Origin of the sequence: Winogradskyella bathintestinalis (genome assembly GCF_030407435.1) — a bacterium.
Classification (GTDB): domain Bacteria; phylum Bacteroidota; class Bacteroidia; order Flavobacteriales; family Flavobacteriaceae; genus Winogradskyella; species Winogradskyella bathintestinalis.
This window is the reverse complement of sequence record NZ_JASDDK010000003.1, coordinates 152,430-171,938: the sequence shown is the minus strand read 5'-3', so window position 1 is coordinate 171,938 and position 19,509 is coordinate 152,430. Positions and strand designations below refer to the sequence as shown.

The following is a 19,509-nucleotide window of genomic DNA, read 5'->3' as shown; positions in this document are numbered from 1 at the left end:
ATCGTTATATTTGGTTGTTACTTTGTAACAATTAAAAACTCGGAACGTCTATTTTGTGCATCCTCGTCTTCGGTACAATCAGATTTACAATCTATTTTCGGATCCGTCTGTCCCATACCTTTTGCAGATAATCGATCAGCATTGATGCCTTGAGAAATTAAATATTGCATGGTTGACTGTGCTCTCTTATCAGAAAGTTTCAAGTTGTAATCCGCACTTCCCTTAGAATCGGTATGCGATCTTACCAAAATTTTCATATCTGGATGATCTTTCATGACTTCTACCAATCGGTCTAATTCCAATGCTCCCCGATTAGTAATATTACTTTTATTAAATTCGAAGTAAATGTTGTTCAATTTTACTTCGGTATCCGTAATCATTTCATTTATAGGCTTTAAATTTGCGTTGACGATCACTTCTTTTCCATCGGACTTTTCAACTTTAAAAGAACCTGATTCATAACCATCTATCGACACATGTAGCGTATAAGTGTTATCGCAACTGACATTAAAGCTTGCTTTACCGTTTTTATCGGATCTTTTTGAAGCCATTTCATTAAGCTGTCCATCTAATATCGTAACATTTGCATTAGACAAAACAGCACCAGATTCTGCATTCTTGACCATAGTTACAGTTTGAAACTGGCAAATAGGAGTGGCTATATAAATATTATCAACTCCAGATCTGTTTGAAGAAAAATAACCGACTTTAAATGTATTGTTCACACTAAAAGCAAAATCGTCTCTTTTAGTGTTTAGTGCGTTTCCCAAATTTTCTGCTTCTTTATTTTCATTTACATCAAATTTAAAAATATCCAGTCCCCCAAAACCTTGTCGTCCACTTGAAGCGAAATACAATATTCTATCTTCGCTTATATAGGGAAAGCCTTCCTTGCCTGAAGTGTTTACAAGTGGCCCTAAATTTTCGGGTTCTCCGTATGTATCCTCATTGACACTTATTTTCCAGATATCGGTATCTCCAAACCCACTTGGCATATTTGACGCAAAATAAAGGGTTTTACCATCGCTGCTTATACTTGGGTGACTTACCGTATAATCCTTACTATTTATTGGTAAGGCTTTAATATTTTCCCATTTGCCTTCAATTAAAGTCGCTTTATAAATACCTTGTTGCGCAACTTTTATACGTTTTTTCTTGTTCTTCTTAAAAAACCCTTCGGTATGGCCATCTCTCGAAAAATACATGGTTTTTCCATCTGCAGTAATCGATATAGGACCATCATGAAACATTGTGTTTAAATCTTCAACGTCTTCAGGATCTGATAATGTACCATCATCATTTCTCACTGATTTATAAATATCCAAATAAGGTTGATTAGTCCATGCGTCTTCTTTTCCTGATGTTTTTCTTGTGCTTACAAAATATAGGATATTGTCATTAGATAGCACCGCGCCAAAATCACTCTGCTTGTCGTCATTGATGTCAACTTTTTCAACATTAAATGTTTTAGAAATATCAGCTAATTGTGGCATATAATTAGGATTTTTTAAATGCGCCTTTGCACGTACATCTTCTGGATTCATTTTTGCGAATACATCCATTCGTTTATTGGCAGCATCATACTCACCTTGCGATTTTAGAACTTGTGCATAGCGAAAATGGGTTTCCGCATCTTGATTGTTTTCCAATGCTTTTTTATACCATTTTGAAGCTTCTGCTATATTAAATATTTTATAATAACTATCCGCTAATTGCTTATAGACATAGGTATCTGCCTCATTATCGGCAACAATTTTTTGATAAGCTTCAATAGCGTCAACATATTGATAGCCATTGTAAAGTTTATCTGCTTTTTCTGTGTGTTTATTTTGTCCGAAACTTGAATACGTAATTACTAAAAACAAGCTTAAAAGACGATATATATTTTTCATTTTAATATGTTTAGAATGTTAGAAAAATCGAGGTGAAATGGATACTTTTTTGGCAAAATTTAAGTCGAACAATAACATGACCTCATGTGAACCCGATGATTTTATATTAAGGTCTGAGGTTGTGTAATCGTAGGCATACCCAATTCTTATATCTGGTGTTACCGCAAAATTTGCCATGGCACCGACCGAATCATCCAAACGGTAGGTGGCTCCAACTTCAAACTTATCATAAAACAAGAAGTTTGCTGAAAGATCTAAAGATGTTGGTGCACCAAAAGCTGATTTTAATAAAAATGAAGGTTTAAATTTTGTGTTGGCCGCCAAATCGAACACATAACCTGCAGAAAGAAAATAATGCAAAACCTCTGATCCGTAGTTGATTTCCTGGCCGTTATTCGTTACATCTAAATAAGTACTTTTTAGCATATTTGGTACCGATAAAGACACATAATATTTATCCGTATAATAAAAGGCACCTGATCCAATATTCAAATACGTATTGCTTGTATTTTCGCTAAAGGCTTCATCACCTGCGTCTGGCACAAAGCCATTTCCTATATCGCTAAACAAGCCTATGTTGTGAAACGTAGCTCCGGCTTTAAGCCCAAAAGCCAATCGATGTTCACCTCCTAAATTTAAGGTATATGAAAAATCGGCAAAGACGTTGTTTTCTTCAACGGGTCCTATTTTATCTGAGATTACCGATAGTCCCAAACCTACATTTTTACCTATAGGACTGTGAACCGCCAGAGTTCCCGTTTTTGGTGCGTCTGTAATACCAACCCATTGTGATCTGTATAATAATCCGATGGATAAGGCTTCTTTAGAACCAGCATAAGCTGGGTTTACAACATTCATATTATACATATACTGCGTATATTGTGGATCTTGCTGTGCACTAACACTTACTATAATCATAAGTGCGAAAGCGATTGTGAAATATATTTTTTTCATCTGTAAATTACTTTATTTTCGTTTATGATTATTGTGCTCTGTTGATATAAACCCATCCAGTTATAGCTTCTCCATCTTCTTTCTCAATACTGTAGAAATAAGTGCCGTCTGGCAATTCATCTCCATTGTTTGTTTGTCCAAACCATTGATCGGTATAAGTGCCACTATGTTTAAACACCTCGGTTCCATAACGGTTAAAAATAATTAACGAATTAACGCCATAACCTGTCAGATCAAACGTATCGTTCTTATTATTGCCATCTGGCGAAATACCTTGAGGTATCGTTCCACAGGCTAAACGTTCGGTGGTATATGAAGTTGTAGTAGAACAACCTCCAAAATCTACAGTTAAAGAAAACTGCAATGGTGCTGTTACATTTGGATTTAAATTCGAATAATTGGTAACATTAAAGTCTTCTGAATTCTGACCAACCGTATTGCCATTAACATCTTTCCAAGTGTAAGTAGCTTCATTGGTGTTGAAGGAATTGTTTACAGGTGATGCCGTTAATTTATAATCAGAACCATCACAGCCTCCACCAATAGCAACTTCTATAGCATCTAATATCGTAATATTGAATGTTCCTGTGGAAGCTTCAACACAATTTGAAACATCCTCTGCAATTTCGTAGGTAACATCATAATTTCCAACAGCACTTGATGTGACATCAATTTCACCAGTATTCCCATTGATAGCTAAACCATCTGTAGCACTAAATAAACCTCCTGTTGTAAAACCAGCAACCATTTCTGGAAGTATAAAGTTGCTATCTGCACAATATATATCTTCGGCAAAAGTGAATTCCGTAACTGGACTTGTACTCGCTATAATTTGAACAGTAGTAACAGATGATCCTGAATCCGAACATGTTGCAGCATTGGCCTCAACTGTATATGTTACCTCATGACTCCCAACTGTAGCGTTAGATAAATCAATGGCACCAGTAGCTTCATTAACCGTTAATGTTGTAGCACTATATGTACCTCCTGTTGTAAAGTTATTCGCCAAAGTTGGGTTAATTGTCTCTGTTGATAATACACAATAATCCGTGGTTCCATAATTAAAAACCGTAATAGGAGCTGATCCCGAAGTAAATGTTATGGTTGCCATAAAAGAACCTGCGGAAGTACAGGACTCTTCATTTCCATCAAAAGTGTATATTACGTTATGTTGACCTGTTGAAGCTGAAGAGATATCAATAACACCTGTTGTAGCATCTACAGTTAATGTTGTTGAAGAAAACATTCCGCCTGTAGCAAAACCATCTACAAACATAGGTGAAGGGTTTTCGGTTGCCACAACACATGTATCGTCATAAGTAAAAATCAATTCTGGAGTAAACGATTCACTAACCACAACTTGAATTTCTGCTCGAGGACCTTCACAACCTTCAGCATCTACATAAGCGGCATAATATGAAGTTGTATTCACAACTGATGTATCTGGCGTTGGTGCAATTGCACTACCAGTTCCCCCTGTTGCTTGTGTAAACCACATTAAATTGTAGGCATCAGAAGTTGAAGCTGTCAATTGTTCTGCAGTATCTCCTAAACAATATTCCACAGGACTTTCTACTTCTGGTGTCTCTGCAATACCATTGTAAGTGATTTCTATGTCGTAAGCACAATATAAAGTTTGCCATGTAAAGGTATAAACACCAGGTTGGGTGAAGTTAGTTATCGAAGTGGTGTTGCTGTTGGCATCTGTAATTGAAGCCGTTCCTGGATTAGAATCACTTGGAATCCAAGTACCAGTACCATTGGCTTCAACATTTGCATTTGTATTATCACAATCTACGGTAAATGGCTCCGTAATAATTTCATTGTTAGCTACAAAACTTACGGCATCTATAAGATTTCCTACGGTATCTTCACCATAAGCCCTAAAGAAAACACGGGTGACGTCCTGTCCTTCTGGCACTTCATAGTCGCCAGAAACTATACGCCAAGATTGATCACCTACATGTTCGGCCAAAGATACAAAAGGCCCTTCTGGAGGACCAGCTAATAATTGCATAGAATTGTCCGGAAACCTTGCATAATGAGCAAAACTGTAATTTAATAAAGTGGCTTCAGAAGTGTCAAAATCCCTATAAAGTCCTTTAATATCCATATCATCTGGGCTTACCGGAATCTGCTCTGATAAAACCTGTGGTACTTGACCACCTTCATAAGGAACAAATCCTGGAGCATTTAACGATTCCCACATAAAAACAGCATTTCTTTCTGGCATATTTTGTCGCCATCCTGGTACGGTTCTCAATGAAACTATGGTATTTACACCACTTAGACCTGCAATGTTTGGTGATTCAAAACCACCATTAACGGCCATGTTAAAATCACAAAGGTCTTCTGGTGTTTTAGCACATAGACTGAATCTATATAGATTTTCCTCAGTTCCATCAAGTGTTAATCGTAATTTATAATTATCACCAACAACTAATTCAGTGGCATACATGGCAACAAGAACCTTATCGTATGTACAAGCCATTTCAACTAGAGCTCCTGCTCCATTGTCCTTATATAAGGTCATGGTAATTTCTGGGTAAGGTGATTGTTGGTTAGCTTCACCTCTTAAATTTCCTGTGAAACTATTTATTTCAAAAATATGGATTAAAGATTCTGCCGTAAAATCGAACCAAATATCTCCTCCGTTTGTTACGTCACAACTCATGGCTTCCGATGAAAACGTTGTATTAATAAAGGAAACATCCATGGAAGATTCTGTACATACCTCTGTAGCATTGATTGGTAAAGTTACCGCGTTAGTGATATCATCATTTCGAACAAACACATACGGTCCCGACCAAAAACTTTCATCATCAGTGCCACACACAGCCCTCACAAAATACTCGTAAGTTACAGCGAAGGGATCACTAAAATCAGATACAACTGGTGTATATGAAGTTGTAGAAACCAATGTTCCAGACTGAGGAATAGTTCCATTACCTACAGGTTGGATAGCGACTTCCCATTGGGTTTCACTGCCACCTGGTGTCCAAGACATCACTGAAGTATCCGTAATAGATAAATCTGTTGGCTCTGGACAAGAAAGATCGCCACAAGATGAATAACCAGAATAGACTGTCGTTCTTGGCAATAAAGCTTCTGTGCTTGTATAAACTACTGTTCCATCATCATCCGTAATTTCAAATGAATAATTTTCGTACTGTGGTGCAGATGTACCAATCGTATCAAAATACAATGAAAACTCAACACCTGAACATAACAATACATTATAAGACTCTCCATCTTCTACACCAGTAAACTCTAATGATTGCGTTACTTGATTATTCTGGGTAATATCTAATGTTGATGAGATATCAGAATCACTAAAAAGTTTAAATGTATATTGACATAGGTTTTCAAAACTACATTTGGTGGTTACTACTTCTGCTTCTGTCCATTCACTTTCACTGCCATCACAAACTGACCTTACATAAATATCATACATCGTTGATGCGGTAAGCCCAGTAACTGTAAACGGGTTTGATGTCGCACTATACAAATATTCTGGATCCGTGTCACCAACGGGCGCATCAGTTCCTGAAGGTTGTACCGAAATTTCCCAAGGTGCGGTTGAACCGTTTTCATCCCAACTGACTTGTACTCCAGTATCAGTAAGGTTATTTAAGGTAACATTAGTAACTTCGGCACATTCTGGAATATCCTCAATATTAATATTGTCTATTACTAAAGTCTGACCTCTGTATGGTCCTGAGCTTGCAAAAAATGGTACACGGAATGCAATATTAACATCACCAACAATACCTGCGGGAAGATTAATTATTTTTACTTTATATTCTACGTTGTTTATTATTTCAGTGTCGTTATCATTATCATAAAGCACCGTTGTGAATTGGTCCAAACCAATACCATTAGTGGACAATAATACTTCTAAATCTTCTGTAAAAAAGCTATCATTTACCCTGTAATAATAACGTAAACGCTGATTTTCTGTAATGGTTATGGTTGGAGAGATCATCCAATCCTCATTTTGCCCATTATGACCTGTAAACATGGCTGCTGCTTGATCACCTTCATAAGGAAATGCACCACTATCCAATTCCCAAGTATCTAAATCGGCATTATTATCAATTACGGTCCAACAACTTTCTGATGTGGAATCGTAATTAAATGTTTCCACAAATGGTGTTGTAAACGGAGGACAGGTTGTACGGAACGTTACTGGTCCCATCCATTGACTATCACCATTGGCACAATTAGCCATGACATAAAACTCGTATTCGGTATCTGAATCCAAACCTGTTGCCGAATAACTATTTGTTGTAACCGGAACGCCATCTGTCGTTGGCACTCCAGAATCTACTGGCTGTACCACAACATTCCATGCGGTTTCTAGATATCCTGCCGACCACGATAAATCTGCTCCGTCCGTTAGGACTGTATCAACCATTAAATCTGAAGGATTAGGACATTCAGGCGGATCAGTAATTCTTACGTCATCAATATTTAAGGTTGAAGCATTTCCAGTAAACGCAGGTGGCACTCTAAAAGCTATATAAATTGGACCATTATGTTCGATAATTATTGATTTTTCAATATAACCAGAATGGGTAAATACTTCAAAAGGAGAAATTACAGAAAAACTACCAGCATTGGTATTTGTTGTTGACATTAGGACTTCCAAACCTGCACGAGGCGGAATTAAATTTCCTAAAATAAAACCAATTTCTGCTCTATATTTGAATTTCAACTCTTTTACTCCATCCATATTTATTTGTGGAGAAATTAAATAAGCATTATGACCACTTCCTGATATCTCAGCTATGTTTTCGGATATAACCCATGCTCCATTGTCGGTATTCCAACAAAATTTTTGAGTATCAGGATCCTGATCATTAAAACTTTCAAAAAATGGCGTATCATAAGACTCACATAGTGTTATGAAAGGAACTGGTCCTACCCATTGACTTTGATCATCCGCAGCACAATAAGCTCTAACATAATATTCATAACGTGTACCTGGCATTAAATCCGTAGCCATATATGGCGCGTTATTATCAACTATAATTCCATCACCAGTAGGAATTCCTGAATCTTGATCTTGTATCGCAACTTGCCATTGCGTTTCATTCTCACCTGCATCCCAAATAAACCAAGCCGAGTTCGTTGTTATACTTGAATTTAACACATAAGGATCAATTGGATCTGGACAAGATGGCTTATCTTCAATGACCACATCATCTATTGAAAAGCGTAATGCTGTTTCGGTAGAATTAGGTTCTACAATAAAAGCGACATTAACAATTCCAGTAATACCTTCGGGAAAATCAACCATATTTTCAATGAAGCCTGTATTGCTAATGGTAGTTTCTGGTACAACAACGGTAGTAAATTCATCCACTCCAACTCCCGTTGTAGATAACCTTACGGAGTATGTTGATGAGCCTTGTGTTGCTCTATATTTATATTTTAATCGTTTTGGTGAACCATCGAAAGTAATTTGAGGCGACACATAGAGATCATGGTTTTCATACTGTGCCAAATTGGTTCTTACGGTAGCATAGCCTCCAATGAAAGACCATGATGTTCCATCTCCATTAGCATCAATAGTTGTCCAGCACGGTTCAGGATTGACAGGGGTGGCATCATCAAAGTCAGTTGCATAAGGAGTATCAAAAACTGTACATTGGGTCGTAAAAGTAGAAGGATCGCTCCAAATACCTGGTGAACCGTCGCAAACCGCTCTTACATACATATCGTAAGTGGTTCCTGGTGCGAGACCTGTATTGATACTGTTATTCATGTTAGTACTGGTTGCTGTTCCTGTACCTGTAGGCTCACCAGAATCTGTTGGTACTACCATATATTCCCAAGAATCTGCAAATCCACCAATATTATCCCAAGAAAAATTAACGCTATTATCGGTTAAACTGCTATAAGTAATTTCACTTGGAGGTGCACAAGTTGGTGCCGTAACTTCAAGTTCAAAGCATATACCTGCTGATGCCGACAATTCAGAGGACACGACTATAATATAAGTTTGTCCAGCTTCAACCAGTAAATTAGAAATGGTTTTAGGATCGAATGCGCTTAAGGTAATTATACCTGCTGAACAATTTACGCCAACATCGGCACAACTATCATAAACAAATAATGAACTTCTAGTGTTAAAACAATTGTCCTCGCCACCACCCGCTTGTGTAAACGTTGTTTGGGTTAATGAGATTAAGCCATCCTGTGCAGGAGTATAACTAAAGAATATTTTATTTCCATTTAAATAGTTATTGGTCGATGTACCCGAAATACAATTGGCACCTTGTGTAGAATAAGATACATCAGGATTTGCCCATTGGTCCAAATTATCTTGAAAAACATAAGGTGTAGTCGAAATATCTGGAATTTCAATAGGAGCTTCACACGACAGTCCAAATTTTAAGGTCTTAAACGTATAAGGCCCTGTAAACTCACTTTGAGTATCATTATCACAAATGGCAGAAATATAGATGTCAAATTCGGTGTCTTCGTCTAGGTTAGACAAGGTGTATGAAGAACCAGACACAGGAATCCCACTATTTGCAGGCACTCCGTCAACCGGTAAAATTTGAATTTCAAAATTTGTTGCCGTTGGATGCGACCATATTACTTCTGCTCCACTAACGGTAATATCATCAACAGACACATCTTCTTCATCAATTTCCGTACAACCTTCTAATATGGACACATTATCTACAAACCATTCATCTCCTATTGGCGTGGCACCGTTTTGTGTATTTATAGCTACGAATGCTATATATATATCCAATCCTGGAGGAATTGAGGTGGGTATCTCAATAACCTTTTTTTCATAATTGGTTTGTGCACCATTATTTAAATTGGCTTCTGTATAAGTTTGGAGTGGGATATTAAAACCATTGACGTCGGGTTGTGCAGCTGTAGAAAGTCTTACTTCGTACTGCGCACCATTATCAGCTTCATTGGCTTGTTTGGTGTAAAATTGTATTTCACCATTTACAGGAACAGATATCTGTGGAGTTACCATAAAATATTGCGCCGTATTTTGGTCTCCAATATTATCTGCGCTTAGATTTATCGAGGTGCCGTTCGTTCCTAAGTAACCATCCGTCGTTGCCGACCAGTTTAGGGTTCCTACTCCATTATCAATAAGCGTCCAAGTGCTGGGAATACCACTATCAAAATTCTCGGTAAGTTGTGCAAAACTTTGGTTAATAAAAAATATGGTAAAAACTAAAATAAAGACGACGCTCAAGTTCTTGTCTTTTGAATTATGTTTAGAAAATTTTGGATTTATATACTGACCGAATGAAAAAAAGCTATTAGTAATTTGGGAGGGTTGTGACTCAAATTTCATGATGTGATATTTTCTAGTTGTTTTAATGAACTGTATAAATATATGAATAAACCCACCTCAATTATAAGGCTTGTATTTGATATTTACGGAAATTCAAAAACTAAAACACCACATTATTTGTCTTGTTTTCAATAAATTAAACCTTCGATAAGTTTAATACAACATTTGAAAAGTTTATTTTTGATTTTGCAATATTTTGATCTTATTCTTCAACGCAGTTATTAATTTTCTATTCTTTTTATAAATAAAAAACACGCTAATAAAGATAAGTACCACTAAGAAAAGAAATAATTTTAACCTATTAGAAGTTTGATTTTGAAGGTCGGCAAGTTTTTCGCTTTTACGATCTGTATTGTCATCCAAAGAATCACTAACTGAATTCCGTTCGGCAATTTTAATCTCTAATTGACTGCTGGCATAAAGCTCATAATAGGTCTGATAGTCTTCCCATTGATTCAACGCTAAATAATTCTCTGCCAAACCATTATAAATACTTGAATTCAGTACAATATCACCAACACCTTTAGATTGTTCTAAAGCCGATTTTAGATAGTCTATAGCTACCTGGTATTCACCTTGTTCAGTAAATACCGAAGCCAAGCCTTTTTCTGCAAATGCTATGAGACTATTTGCATTGGCTAGTTGACCTAATGCGATAGATCGATTAAAACTATTTTTGGCCTTCCCATATTGAGAAAGTAAGGTGTAACAGTTGCCTTTGTTATAATATACAATACTAAGATTGGTATTTACTTCCTCATTTTTAACATTCTGATATTCCTCAATGCCCTTGTCAAAATACTCTAAAGCAATATCACAATTAAGATTATCCTTATATATAAACCCTTTTACCGTATAACTATTAGCAATATATTTACTTACAGCATCACGATCTGGGTATAGCAAAGCCATTTGTTCTGTTTTCTCTAAAAATTCAATTGATTTATCAAAGATTTTCAACTGTTGGTATAATATCCCTGTTCTAAATAAAATTTCAATTTGTAATACTTTATCGTTGAGTTTTTTGGAAAGCTTATCAGCTTTTTCAATATAATCTAGTGCCTTTTGGTAGTCTCTTTTAGATGTATATGCCAAAGACACCAACATTAGTGCTTTAACTTTGGTTTTTTCACTATACTCTGATTCATCAAATACAGAAAGTCCCAAATCTATAGCTTCATCAGGGTTTTCATAAACTCTAAATCGTGTCGCTTCTAAAATACTGTCTATTTGTTTGCCTTCTTTTATGGAGGACGCAAATAAAAACCATGGTATAGAACATACCAAAACGAGAAAACGGCTAAAGTATCCTTTCTTCATCTAAGTAATGTTTTTCTTTTTTAATTCAGCACGTTCCTTCTGAATCAATTTTATAAAAGTAACTGGAGACATACCCACAATAGATTTAAAAACCGTAGCAAAACTACTATGAGAAGAATAGCCACTTTCTTCAGCTAAAAAACTAATTTTATAATTAATATAATTTGAATCGTTTTTTAATTTATCGATCACATAATTAACACGAAGTTTATTTATAAAGGTGTTGAAATTATCATCGTAATGTTTATTAATAACACCCGAAAGATATTTGGTATTCGTGTCAAATTGTCCGGCCAGTACAGCTAATGAAATATCTTTATTTAAGAACTTTTTAGAACTTTCAAATCGTTTTAACTTAGACAGAATGAGTTGTTCCGTTTCTTGAGGTATAGCAATGCGCTTTGGTCTTGCTTTTTTACTTGGTTTGGTTTTAATTTCATTATTTCTAACGATTTCTAAATAGCTAATAATTTCCTTATGTCGCTTTTTTTTAGCTTCTCCTTTTAAAACCATATAACTACCAATAACCAAGACACCAACAAAACCAGCTATTAATAGATATAAGTAATTGTTATGGGTTTGTTTTTCTGCATTCAAAACATCTTCTTCTTGATTCGAAAGCATAGTATACAAAGTATTCACAGCTAATTGCTCCGTTCGCTCAACCTCAGCATTTAAAGTTAAATACTTATCGTTAAATACTTTGTGTTTTATATTTTGCCCGGACGCCAAATAATTCGTTGAAAGATCTCTATTTAATCCCATTAAAAGCATTGGGTTGTCTAATATTTCAGCAAATTTTGAAGCTATAAAAAGGGACTCTTCACTTTCCTTAAATTCCTTTTGCTGCAGTTGCAGATTTCCTAATTCTTTATAAATTAGAGCTTTTAAATAGAGGTTGCTTATTGATGAAGTATTAACTAAACCCAAAGTTTTTTCGATATAAATTTTAGTAGAGTCGTGCTTAGATAATTTGTTGTAGACCCTAACTTTCGCGAAGTACAAGGCTTGTTTATCAATTGAATTGTTTTTTAAAAACTTGCCGAATTCGACTTCCGTATCTTTGATTGACCTTAAGGCTTTATTATTGTTTCGCCTATTAATATCCGTATAGATTTGTTCTAATCTTATTAATTTACGTATAGAATCTTTATAAGTATTTTGAGGTAACTTTTCTACTAATGATTGCCCAATTTCTAAATACTTTTGAGCCTGTTCGTCTAAATATATACGCCTTAGGAGTTGGGCCTTGAGAAGATTTAAATCTATCTGAGTATTTTCACTAATGGATTCTGACAAGTTGTGCTTATCAAATGCATAAATTACAGCCTGATGATAATTCCCCTTTACTATTTGAGCTTCAGAAATTAAAATATTTGATAGCACTTTTTGCTGCGAATGTTGACTAGTATTTAATAAATGCTTAGCTATTTTAATAGATTCATCAGGATCTGAATACACTAATTCGCGTGCTTTAATAATGAGATCATTTTCTTGTGAATGACTAAAATATGCCAAAGTAAGACAAACCCAAAAGCAAATTGAGCGTATGTTTTTATAAAAACAAGGGATTTTATGTATCATTCTAGAGCACCAATTATTTTTACCTTGGAGCATTATCTTCTTTTATTCAAAAATTAGAATCTAACAATTAACGATTGTTAAATAGTAAATATAACAAACTTTCTAAAAGAACAAACTTTGCTCAGCCGAGAAAGGGTAATGTAATCTCGTTCAGTTTTTCCATAATCAACTGATATTCTTAAGTAAGGCTTCTCATTATTAGGTATTAAAATTTAATCAAAAATTAAAAAATAGCCTAACCATCGTTTTAAATGACATAATTATAAAAAACAAAAAAAGGCAACATTTTCATGTTGCCCTTTCAGCTATTGATCAATTTTATTAAAATTATTCCTTAATAACTCTGAAGGTTTTAAGAGCATTATTAATTTTTACGGTTACAAAATATACTCCGGTTTCTAAATCGTTCATATCAACTGAAGTTGTTAAGTTATTAGGTATAGTTTCCACAACTTTTTGCCCCATAATATTATGTATGCTAATTTGTGAAATAGAGCTTCTAGCTTCTACTGTCAATGTATTTTTGACCGGATTTGGATAATACTTGAAACTTTCAAAACTATTTGAATCCACACTTAGAGCTGGGTCAGGATAGATGAAGAAATCAAAATTCCCAGGGTTATCATCATGGACACTAATTAAGTAAGTGTTTCCAGCTATTAAATCTCCTGTTTTTGCACTAGAGTTAAAACAACTGTTGAATCCTGAAATATAATTTTCATTTGTATTTGAGCAATCATCCGTATCAAACACTGCATACCATACTGAGCCAATATCTCCTCTAGTAAAATCGAAGTTATATTCACCTGTATATTGTGGAGTAAAACTGTACCATATTGCATTGTTACTTGTATTACAATTTTCTGGAGATGGATAAGAATTTTCTAAATTTCCTGAAATTGAATTGTTTCCAGTACTATCCGACTCTGAGATTACCGTAGGTGCTGAGCAATCATTGTTTGCCACAGCATCTGGTAATTGAGTAATACATAGATTAAAATCCACTCCAGCACCAGACTGACTCGATTGAACCATAACGTAATACGTTAACGCACTATCTAAAGTAAGTGCTTGATTTGAATTTGTACAACCATCTGTTTTTTCGATCAATGTTTCACAAGTGCCTTCATAAACGGCAAAAGACGATGTAGGAGTCGTACTTAATCGTTCATACGTAAACTCATAAACACCATTCTGTGTTGGGTTAAAAACATACCAAACATCACCATAGCCTTCGGTATTACAAGAATTGCCAGACGATAAGGTAGCCCCTGTAGTAGATCCTGATACTTGATTGGTACACATATCATCTGTAGAAGCCGTTATTACTGCTGCATTAGAACACTCATCATTTGCTGGTGCTGATGCTGCATTACTTAAACAGATATCATAATTTTGTTGCGAACTACCAAAGTTTGTTCTATTTCTAACATAGTAAGTTGTACCAGTAGTTAATCCTGTAAATGTTACATAATTAGACCCAAAACAAGCTACACTGGTTAAGTCACCACAAGAACCAGTTAATAATTCGGTAGACTGAATAACACCACCTGCTGGAAAACCAGGGGCAGAATCTATATTTAAATATTCTAAAATCATAATTTCAGAAGAAGCCACAAAACTAAACCACACATCATTAGAACCGCCAGAACAACTGCTTGGGTCGCCTGTTGAGTCGGTTGCGCCTGCATTAGACGCTGCAGTAACCATATTACATGAATTGTCAGCGTTTATAGAGCCAGTTAAGTCTATAGCTCCGCTACAGTCATCATTTGTCGGTGGACAATAATAAAATGCCGAATCCATATAAGAACAAGTGTCATCGTCATCATTAGTCAACACAAAGTTAACCATTGTGCCACTTGGGTAAGGTCCTGCAGATACAATTCCTGTTTCGGTGATGTTAGTAATATCGGCTGAACCAGCAACGTCATCTGATAATGTTAGTGAGGATGCATCACCTAAATAAGATATATCTACATCAACAAAAAATTCACCATTATCACAATCTGAAACTGGAGTTAAGGTATCGATTGTTGGGTTGATACAACTATTTTGAGTAATAATTAAATCATATTCATAAGTATTGTTCGTATTTGAACTACTTAAAACTACAAAATAGGTATTACCTGTGCGCAACACAATGTCTAAAGCACTTCTCGTATCGCCAGAAAATGAGCCTTCATAAGCAAGACATTCCGTAGCTACATCGGGACAATCCTTTATAACATGTAAGCTAGCTCTATTACTTGTACTTGGAACGATTCCATTAACTTCAATGTTAACAGACATATCCATTGTTGGTGTAATCTCATAAAAAACGTCGTTACCGTTCATATAAAAACTATTACAAGGGCTATCATCAATATTGTTTTCAAAATCAGCTGTATCACCACCTAAATCAAGAAATGGAAATGAAGAAACAACTATAGGAGCACCACAACTTGCACCATCTAATGGAGGCGTTCTTGTGGTAAAACTTTGTTCTGTACAGCCCGTTGCATTTCCAAAACTATTATATGGTACAATATTTACGAAATACTCCGTGTTGTATGTTAAGCCCGTTAAGTTATAATTCGTATCGGTTGTTGTTACGGCATCCACAACATCTGTTCCTCCAGATGTTGTACCGACTGAAATTGTATAGCCCTCTGCAATACCCGAAGCAGTTTGCCAACTTATAACAACATCTGTTTCTGCAGTATTAGAATCTGCTAAAGGAGATGTTAGTGTCGCGTCACAATTTGGAACTGTAATGGCTTCTTGTGTAATAGAAATATTATCTATTGAAAATAATAATCGATCTTCTGAATCATTAGTTACCACAAATCGTGCTTGGAAATCCAAGCCCGCTGCAAGTTCACCAGCATTAACAACTCCCGAACTAGAACACGTATTTGCACTATCAAAAGTAAAATCAGTATCATTTAAAGTTATGATGTTAATCCATGTACTTCCATTGTCGATGGTATATTCCAAAGCGATACTGCCCCATCCTGCTGGTGGTACAACTGCTGATGGAGGAAATCCAAAGGCAAGTCCAAAAACATTGTAATCAAAACTTACGGTTAAATCAGTTGCGTTGGTAACTGTCGTAAAATTTGGTGTTATTAATGTAGAATTAGATCCACCAAATACATTGGCATTAACGTTACTTCCTGTTGTACCACAGGTAAATTGTGTATTAGCCTTAAAAACTTCAGTATTTCCACCCATAGCCGATGTGGTCCAATCCATCGGAACTTGGCTTACTGGAGTGTCATCAAAATTCTCAAGAATTTCTACTTGCGAAAAAGCAGCAATGCTCATAAACAGCATTAATAAGATTGTAATTTTTTTCATTGGTTTTTAGATTTTGAATTAATGTAATTCTTAATATTTGACTTCTAATATAGAATATGTTTCCGATGACTTAAAGAGAACATGTTTGGTATTTACGGAAATTTGAAAGCAATTTTAATTTTCAATACACTGATTATCATTACATTAAAAATGTATACTGAAAAAATCACAAAACAGAACATATATATTATTTTCTATAGGGTTTTCTTAGGTTTCACAGATTTTAAATATAATTTCTAGATATTAATTATGCGTTTTCAATCATATAGATTCTCATTCCGCTAAAATTAATTCTTACCTTTATACCATGAATTTTACAAAAACAACTGAGCAAGACTCAGACTATAATAATCTCGAAAAAATGTCGATTAACGAGATTATAAGTCATATAAATAAAGAGGATCAAAAAGTTCCTATAGCCGTAGAAAAAGCGTTACCACAAATTAATTCACTCATTGAGCAAGTGGTGTTAAAATTAAATAATGGAGGACGTTTATTTTATATCGGCGCAGGTACTAGTGGACGACTAGGTATTCTTGACGCTTCCGAATGTCCGCCTACTTTTGGTGTTTCTCACGATCTGGTTATAGGTTTAATTGCTGGTGGAGATCATGCTATAAGAAAGGCTGTTGAGAATGCTGAAGATTCGAAAACGCAAGGTTGGGAGGATTTAGAAGCACAACATATATCTCATAAAGACGTTGTTGTTGGTATTGCGGCGTCTGGAACAACGCCCTACGTTATAAGTGCTTTAGAAAAATGTAACGCGCAAAATATCATTACAGGTTGTATTACATGTAATGTAAATAGTCCTTTAGCGATGACCGCTAAATTTCCTATTGAAGTGGTTGTTGGTCCTGAATTTTTAACAGGAAGTTCAAGAATGAAAGCTGGCACAGCACAAAAACTGGTGCTTAATATGATTACCACAACTACAATGATCCAATTAGGAAAAGTAAAGGGCAACAAAATGGTAGACATGCAATTAAGCAATGATAAATTGGTGGATAGAGGCATAAAAATGATTATGAATGAATTAAAAATCAGCAAAGAAGACGCTTCATTATTATTAAGCGAACATAAAAGCGTAAGAAAAAGTATTTCTCATGGACGAAAATAACAGAACTAACAAGGACATCTTAACTAAAGGTTTAAAACAAATGGGAATTTGTCTTTTACTTATGTTTGCTGGCCCTACTTTACTGCACCTCACTTTAGACAATAAAGACAAATCACTGTACATTCCCCTACTTATCGTTTCAATAATATTGTGCATACTGGCAATTTCATTTTTATTCATTGGTATCAATACAATTATGAATAGTATGTTTAAAAAGAAATAAATTTGAATTGATCGCTACAAACAATGGGTTTTTCAAAAAAATTATAACTTGGTTCTACAAATAGAATCGTTTTTTTTACTCGTTCATAAGATATATTGGCATTTAGTGTCGCTCCAAAAATTGTAGTGTCCACACCTAAACTTTCACCTATATATTCATTGTTTAGAAACGGACTGTTATTTGTTAAGAAGTTTATATTTCCACCAATGCCAAATGATATATCAATTTTTTTCGCTTTTAATATATGATAAGAAAACTTTAGTGGTACTTGGATATAACGTCCCCTCTTTAACGACGTCCACTACAGATGAAAAAGCGTTGCCTGATTTTGGTGATCCTAAAAATAAACTAGGAAAAAACACAATACGAGTAACAAGATACTAGAACAATTAAAACTGTAGTGTACTGATAAGTTCTAGTCCAAAATTATCAACATAATTATATTGTTGAATTACATTGTTTCCTACAGCAATTAAATGAGATGATAATGGGATGACATCTTTAGACGTCGTAACATACGTATTTTTCAAGATTATATTGTTAGGATTTTGCGCATCGAATACATTGATTCCGTCTTCATTGCACACATATAATATGTGTTCTTTAATTCCTAGACCATACGGACTAGACAAAAAATATGTAGAATATTCTACAGGCGCACTTAAATTTGAGACATCTATTACATTTATTTGATCTTCAATAGCACCACAAGAATTGCCACCTCTTACCGTAATATACGCTGTGAAATTTTCAACAACCACTGGATCACAACCTGTAGCATGTGTAAAGGACGATGTGTATATAGGGTTAAATTCATCCTCTAAACTTATAATATGCATACCATTAGTAGCACCTATAAACAAATTTTCTTTTAAAATATAGGTCGTTTCAAGTTCACCACCAAACCAGCCTCCCATCCAAGTCTCCGACGTTAAAGTGATATTATTATAATCGGAAATATCAAAAGTGTTTAATTTATAATCATCTAATGTGTACAACGCATTATCATAAATCTGAAATTTTGCATACGATCCACCAACACCAACGTTATTAGCTAAAGCTGCATCATTAAAACTAATAAATATCTCCGAACCCCAATAATAAAAATTCGGATTGTTTTCGACGTCAGTTCTTTCCATATCAACCGTTGAATAAGTTGCTATAAACTCATCTTCATTGGCTGGGGATATATCAGATTGATAATATTCAACACCATCAGGATATATGGCATAATACACTAACATATCCTCCTCAATATTAACGAGCTGAATATCCGACATACTACTTATATCAAACACTACTAAATCCATGAACTTATCAGCGTACAAAATATCATTTTTCACAGAAATATCATTCACTCCTTCTAACTGTATAAACGCTATATTTTGAGGGTTTTCAGGATTTTGGTTATTAAAAATATGTATTCCTGAGTTTTGAGCTATGTAAAATAATAAATCGTCATAAACATAAATTTTTCCATCTGAATTTGTCGGTTGTGGATCCATAATTGTTATTGAATTCCGCATTTCAGATTTCGATTTTATTACAGGAATGGTTACAGTAACGGGATCTATAAACGCACTACTGTCATCGTCGCTATTACAATTGACGAGTAGTAAACAAATTATTAGAGCAAATACTAAAGGTGAAATTTTATTTTTCATGGTTGTTGTTTTATTATAAGATGAAAAAAAACAGAAAAGGTTGCGGTATTTTTTGTAAATACTTCTTTTCCTCT

The 19,509-nt window shown here is 34.9% G+C and carries 9 protein-coding genes; 2 read left to right on the top strand and 7 right to left on the bottom strand.

Annotated features, from left to right (window positions below; genetic code table 11):
• Window positions 1–17: 17 nt before the first annotated feature.
• The 6 genes from QMA06_RS10220 to QMA06_RS10195 all read right to left on the bottom strand — a co-directional run bounded on the left by QMA06_RS10220 (window position 18) and on the right by QMA06_RS10195 (window position 16,428).
• Complete coding sequence (locus tag QMA06_RS10220; RefSeq protein WP_290206753.1) at window positions 18–1,892, bottom strand: OmpA family protein; 1,875 nt, start codon at window positions 1,890–1,892, stop codon at window positions 18–20.
• Window positions 1,893–1,910: 18 nt separating this feature from the next.
• Complete coding sequence (locus QMA06_RS10215) at window positions 1,911–2,846, bottom strand: PorP/SprF family type IX secretion system membrane protein (protein ID WP_290206752.1); 936 nt, start codon at window positions 2,844–2,846, stop codon at window positions 1,911–1,913.
• A 28-nt stretch (window positions 2,847–2,874) separates the two neighbouring features.
• Window positions 2,875–10,182, bottom strand: coding sequence for a choice-of-anchor J domain-containing protein (locus tag QMA06_RS10210; protein WP_290206751.1), 7,308 nt, complete (start codon window positions 10,180–10,182; stop codon window positions 2,875–2,877).
• 174 nt (window positions 10,183–10,356) lie between these two features.
• Entirely contained in the window at window positions 10,357–11,502 is a 1,146-nt protein-coding gene (locus tag QMA06_RS10205; RefSeq protein ID WP_290206750.1) for a tetratricopeptide repeat protein, read from the bottom strand.
• Complete coding sequence (locus QMA06_RS10200; protein ID WP_290206749.1) at window positions 11,503–13,020, bottom strand: helix-turn-helix domain-containing protein; 1,518 nt, start codon at window positions 13,018–13,020, stop codon at window positions 11,503–11,505. It lies immediately after the preceding gene.
• 393 nt (window positions 13,021–13,413) lie between these two features.
• Window positions 13,414–16,428, bottom strand: coding sequence for a T9SS type A sorting domain-containing protein (locus QMA06_RS10195; protein ID WP_290206748.1), 3,015 nt, complete (start codon window positions 16,426–16,428; stop codon window positions 13,414–13,416).
• A 307-nt stretch (window positions 16,429–16,735) separates the two neighbouring features.
• Here QMA06_RS10195 and murQ point away from each other — a divergent pair, with 307 nt between their 5' ends.
• Together murQ and QMA06_RS10185 are read left to right on the top strand one after the other, a co-directional pair.
• On the top strand, window positions 16,736–17,548 hold the full coding sequence (gene murQ, locus QMA06_RS10190) for an N-acetylmuramic acid 6-phosphate etherase (protein ID WP_290206747.1): 813 nt from the start codon (window positions 16,736–16,738) through the stop codon (window positions 17,546–17,548).
• On the top strand, window positions 17,535–17,771 hold the full coding sequence (locus QMA06_RS10185; protein WP_290206746.1) for a DUF6095 family protein: 237 nt from the start codon (window positions 17,535–17,537) through the stop codon (window positions 17,769–17,771). Before murQ ends, QMA06_RS10185 begins: the two co-directional genes overlap by 14 nt.
• Before the next feature lie 389 nt (window positions 17,772–18,160).
• On the opposite strand, the gene QMA06_RS10180 is transcribed toward QMA06_RS10185, so the two are convergent.
• Window positions 18,161–19,435 carry an LVIVD repeat-containing protein gene (locus QMA06_RS10180; RefSeq protein WP_290206745.1) on the bottom strand — a complete coding sequence of 425 codons (1,275 nt, stop codon included), beginning with the start codon at window positions 19,433–19,435 and terminating at the stop codon, window positions 18,161–18,163.
• Between the last annotated feature and the right edge of the window lie 74 nt (window positions 19,436–19,509).

Excerpts from the sequence above, each read along its gene's own strand:
- QMA06_RS10185 (WP_290206746.1), top strand. The coding sequence starts at position 17,535 with ATGGACGAAAATAACAGAACTAACAAGGACATCTTAACTAAAGGTTTA.
- QMA06_RS10220 (WP_290206753.1), bottom strand. The coding sequence starts at position 1,892 with ATGAAAAATATATATCGTCTTTTAAGCTTGTTTTTAGTAATTACGTAT.
- QMA06_RS10215 (WP_290206752.1), bottom strand. The coding sequence starts at position 2,846 with ATGAAAAAAATATATTTCACAATCGCTTTCGCACTTATGATTATAGTA.
- QMA06_RS10210 (WP_290206751.1), bottom strand. The coding sequence starts at position 10,182 with ATGAAATTTGAGTCACAACCCTCCCAAATTACTAATAGCTTTTTTTCA.
- murQ (WP_290206747.1), top strand. The coding sequence starts at position 16,736 with ATGAATTTTACAAAAACAACTGAGCAAGACTCAGACTATAATAATCTC.
- QMA06_RS10195 (WP_290206748.1), bottom strand. The coding sequence starts at position 16,428 with ATGAAAAAAATTACAATCTTATTAATGCTGTTTATGAGCATTGCTGCT.
- QMA06_RS10180 (WP_290206745.1), bottom strand. The coding sequence starts at position 19,435 with ATGAAAAATAAAATTTCACCTTTAGTATTTGCTCTAATAATTTGTTTA.
- QMA06_RS10205 (WP_290206750.1), bottom strand. The coding sequence starts at position 11,502 with ATGAAGAAAGGATACTTTAGCCGTTTTCTCGTTTTGGTATGTTCTATA.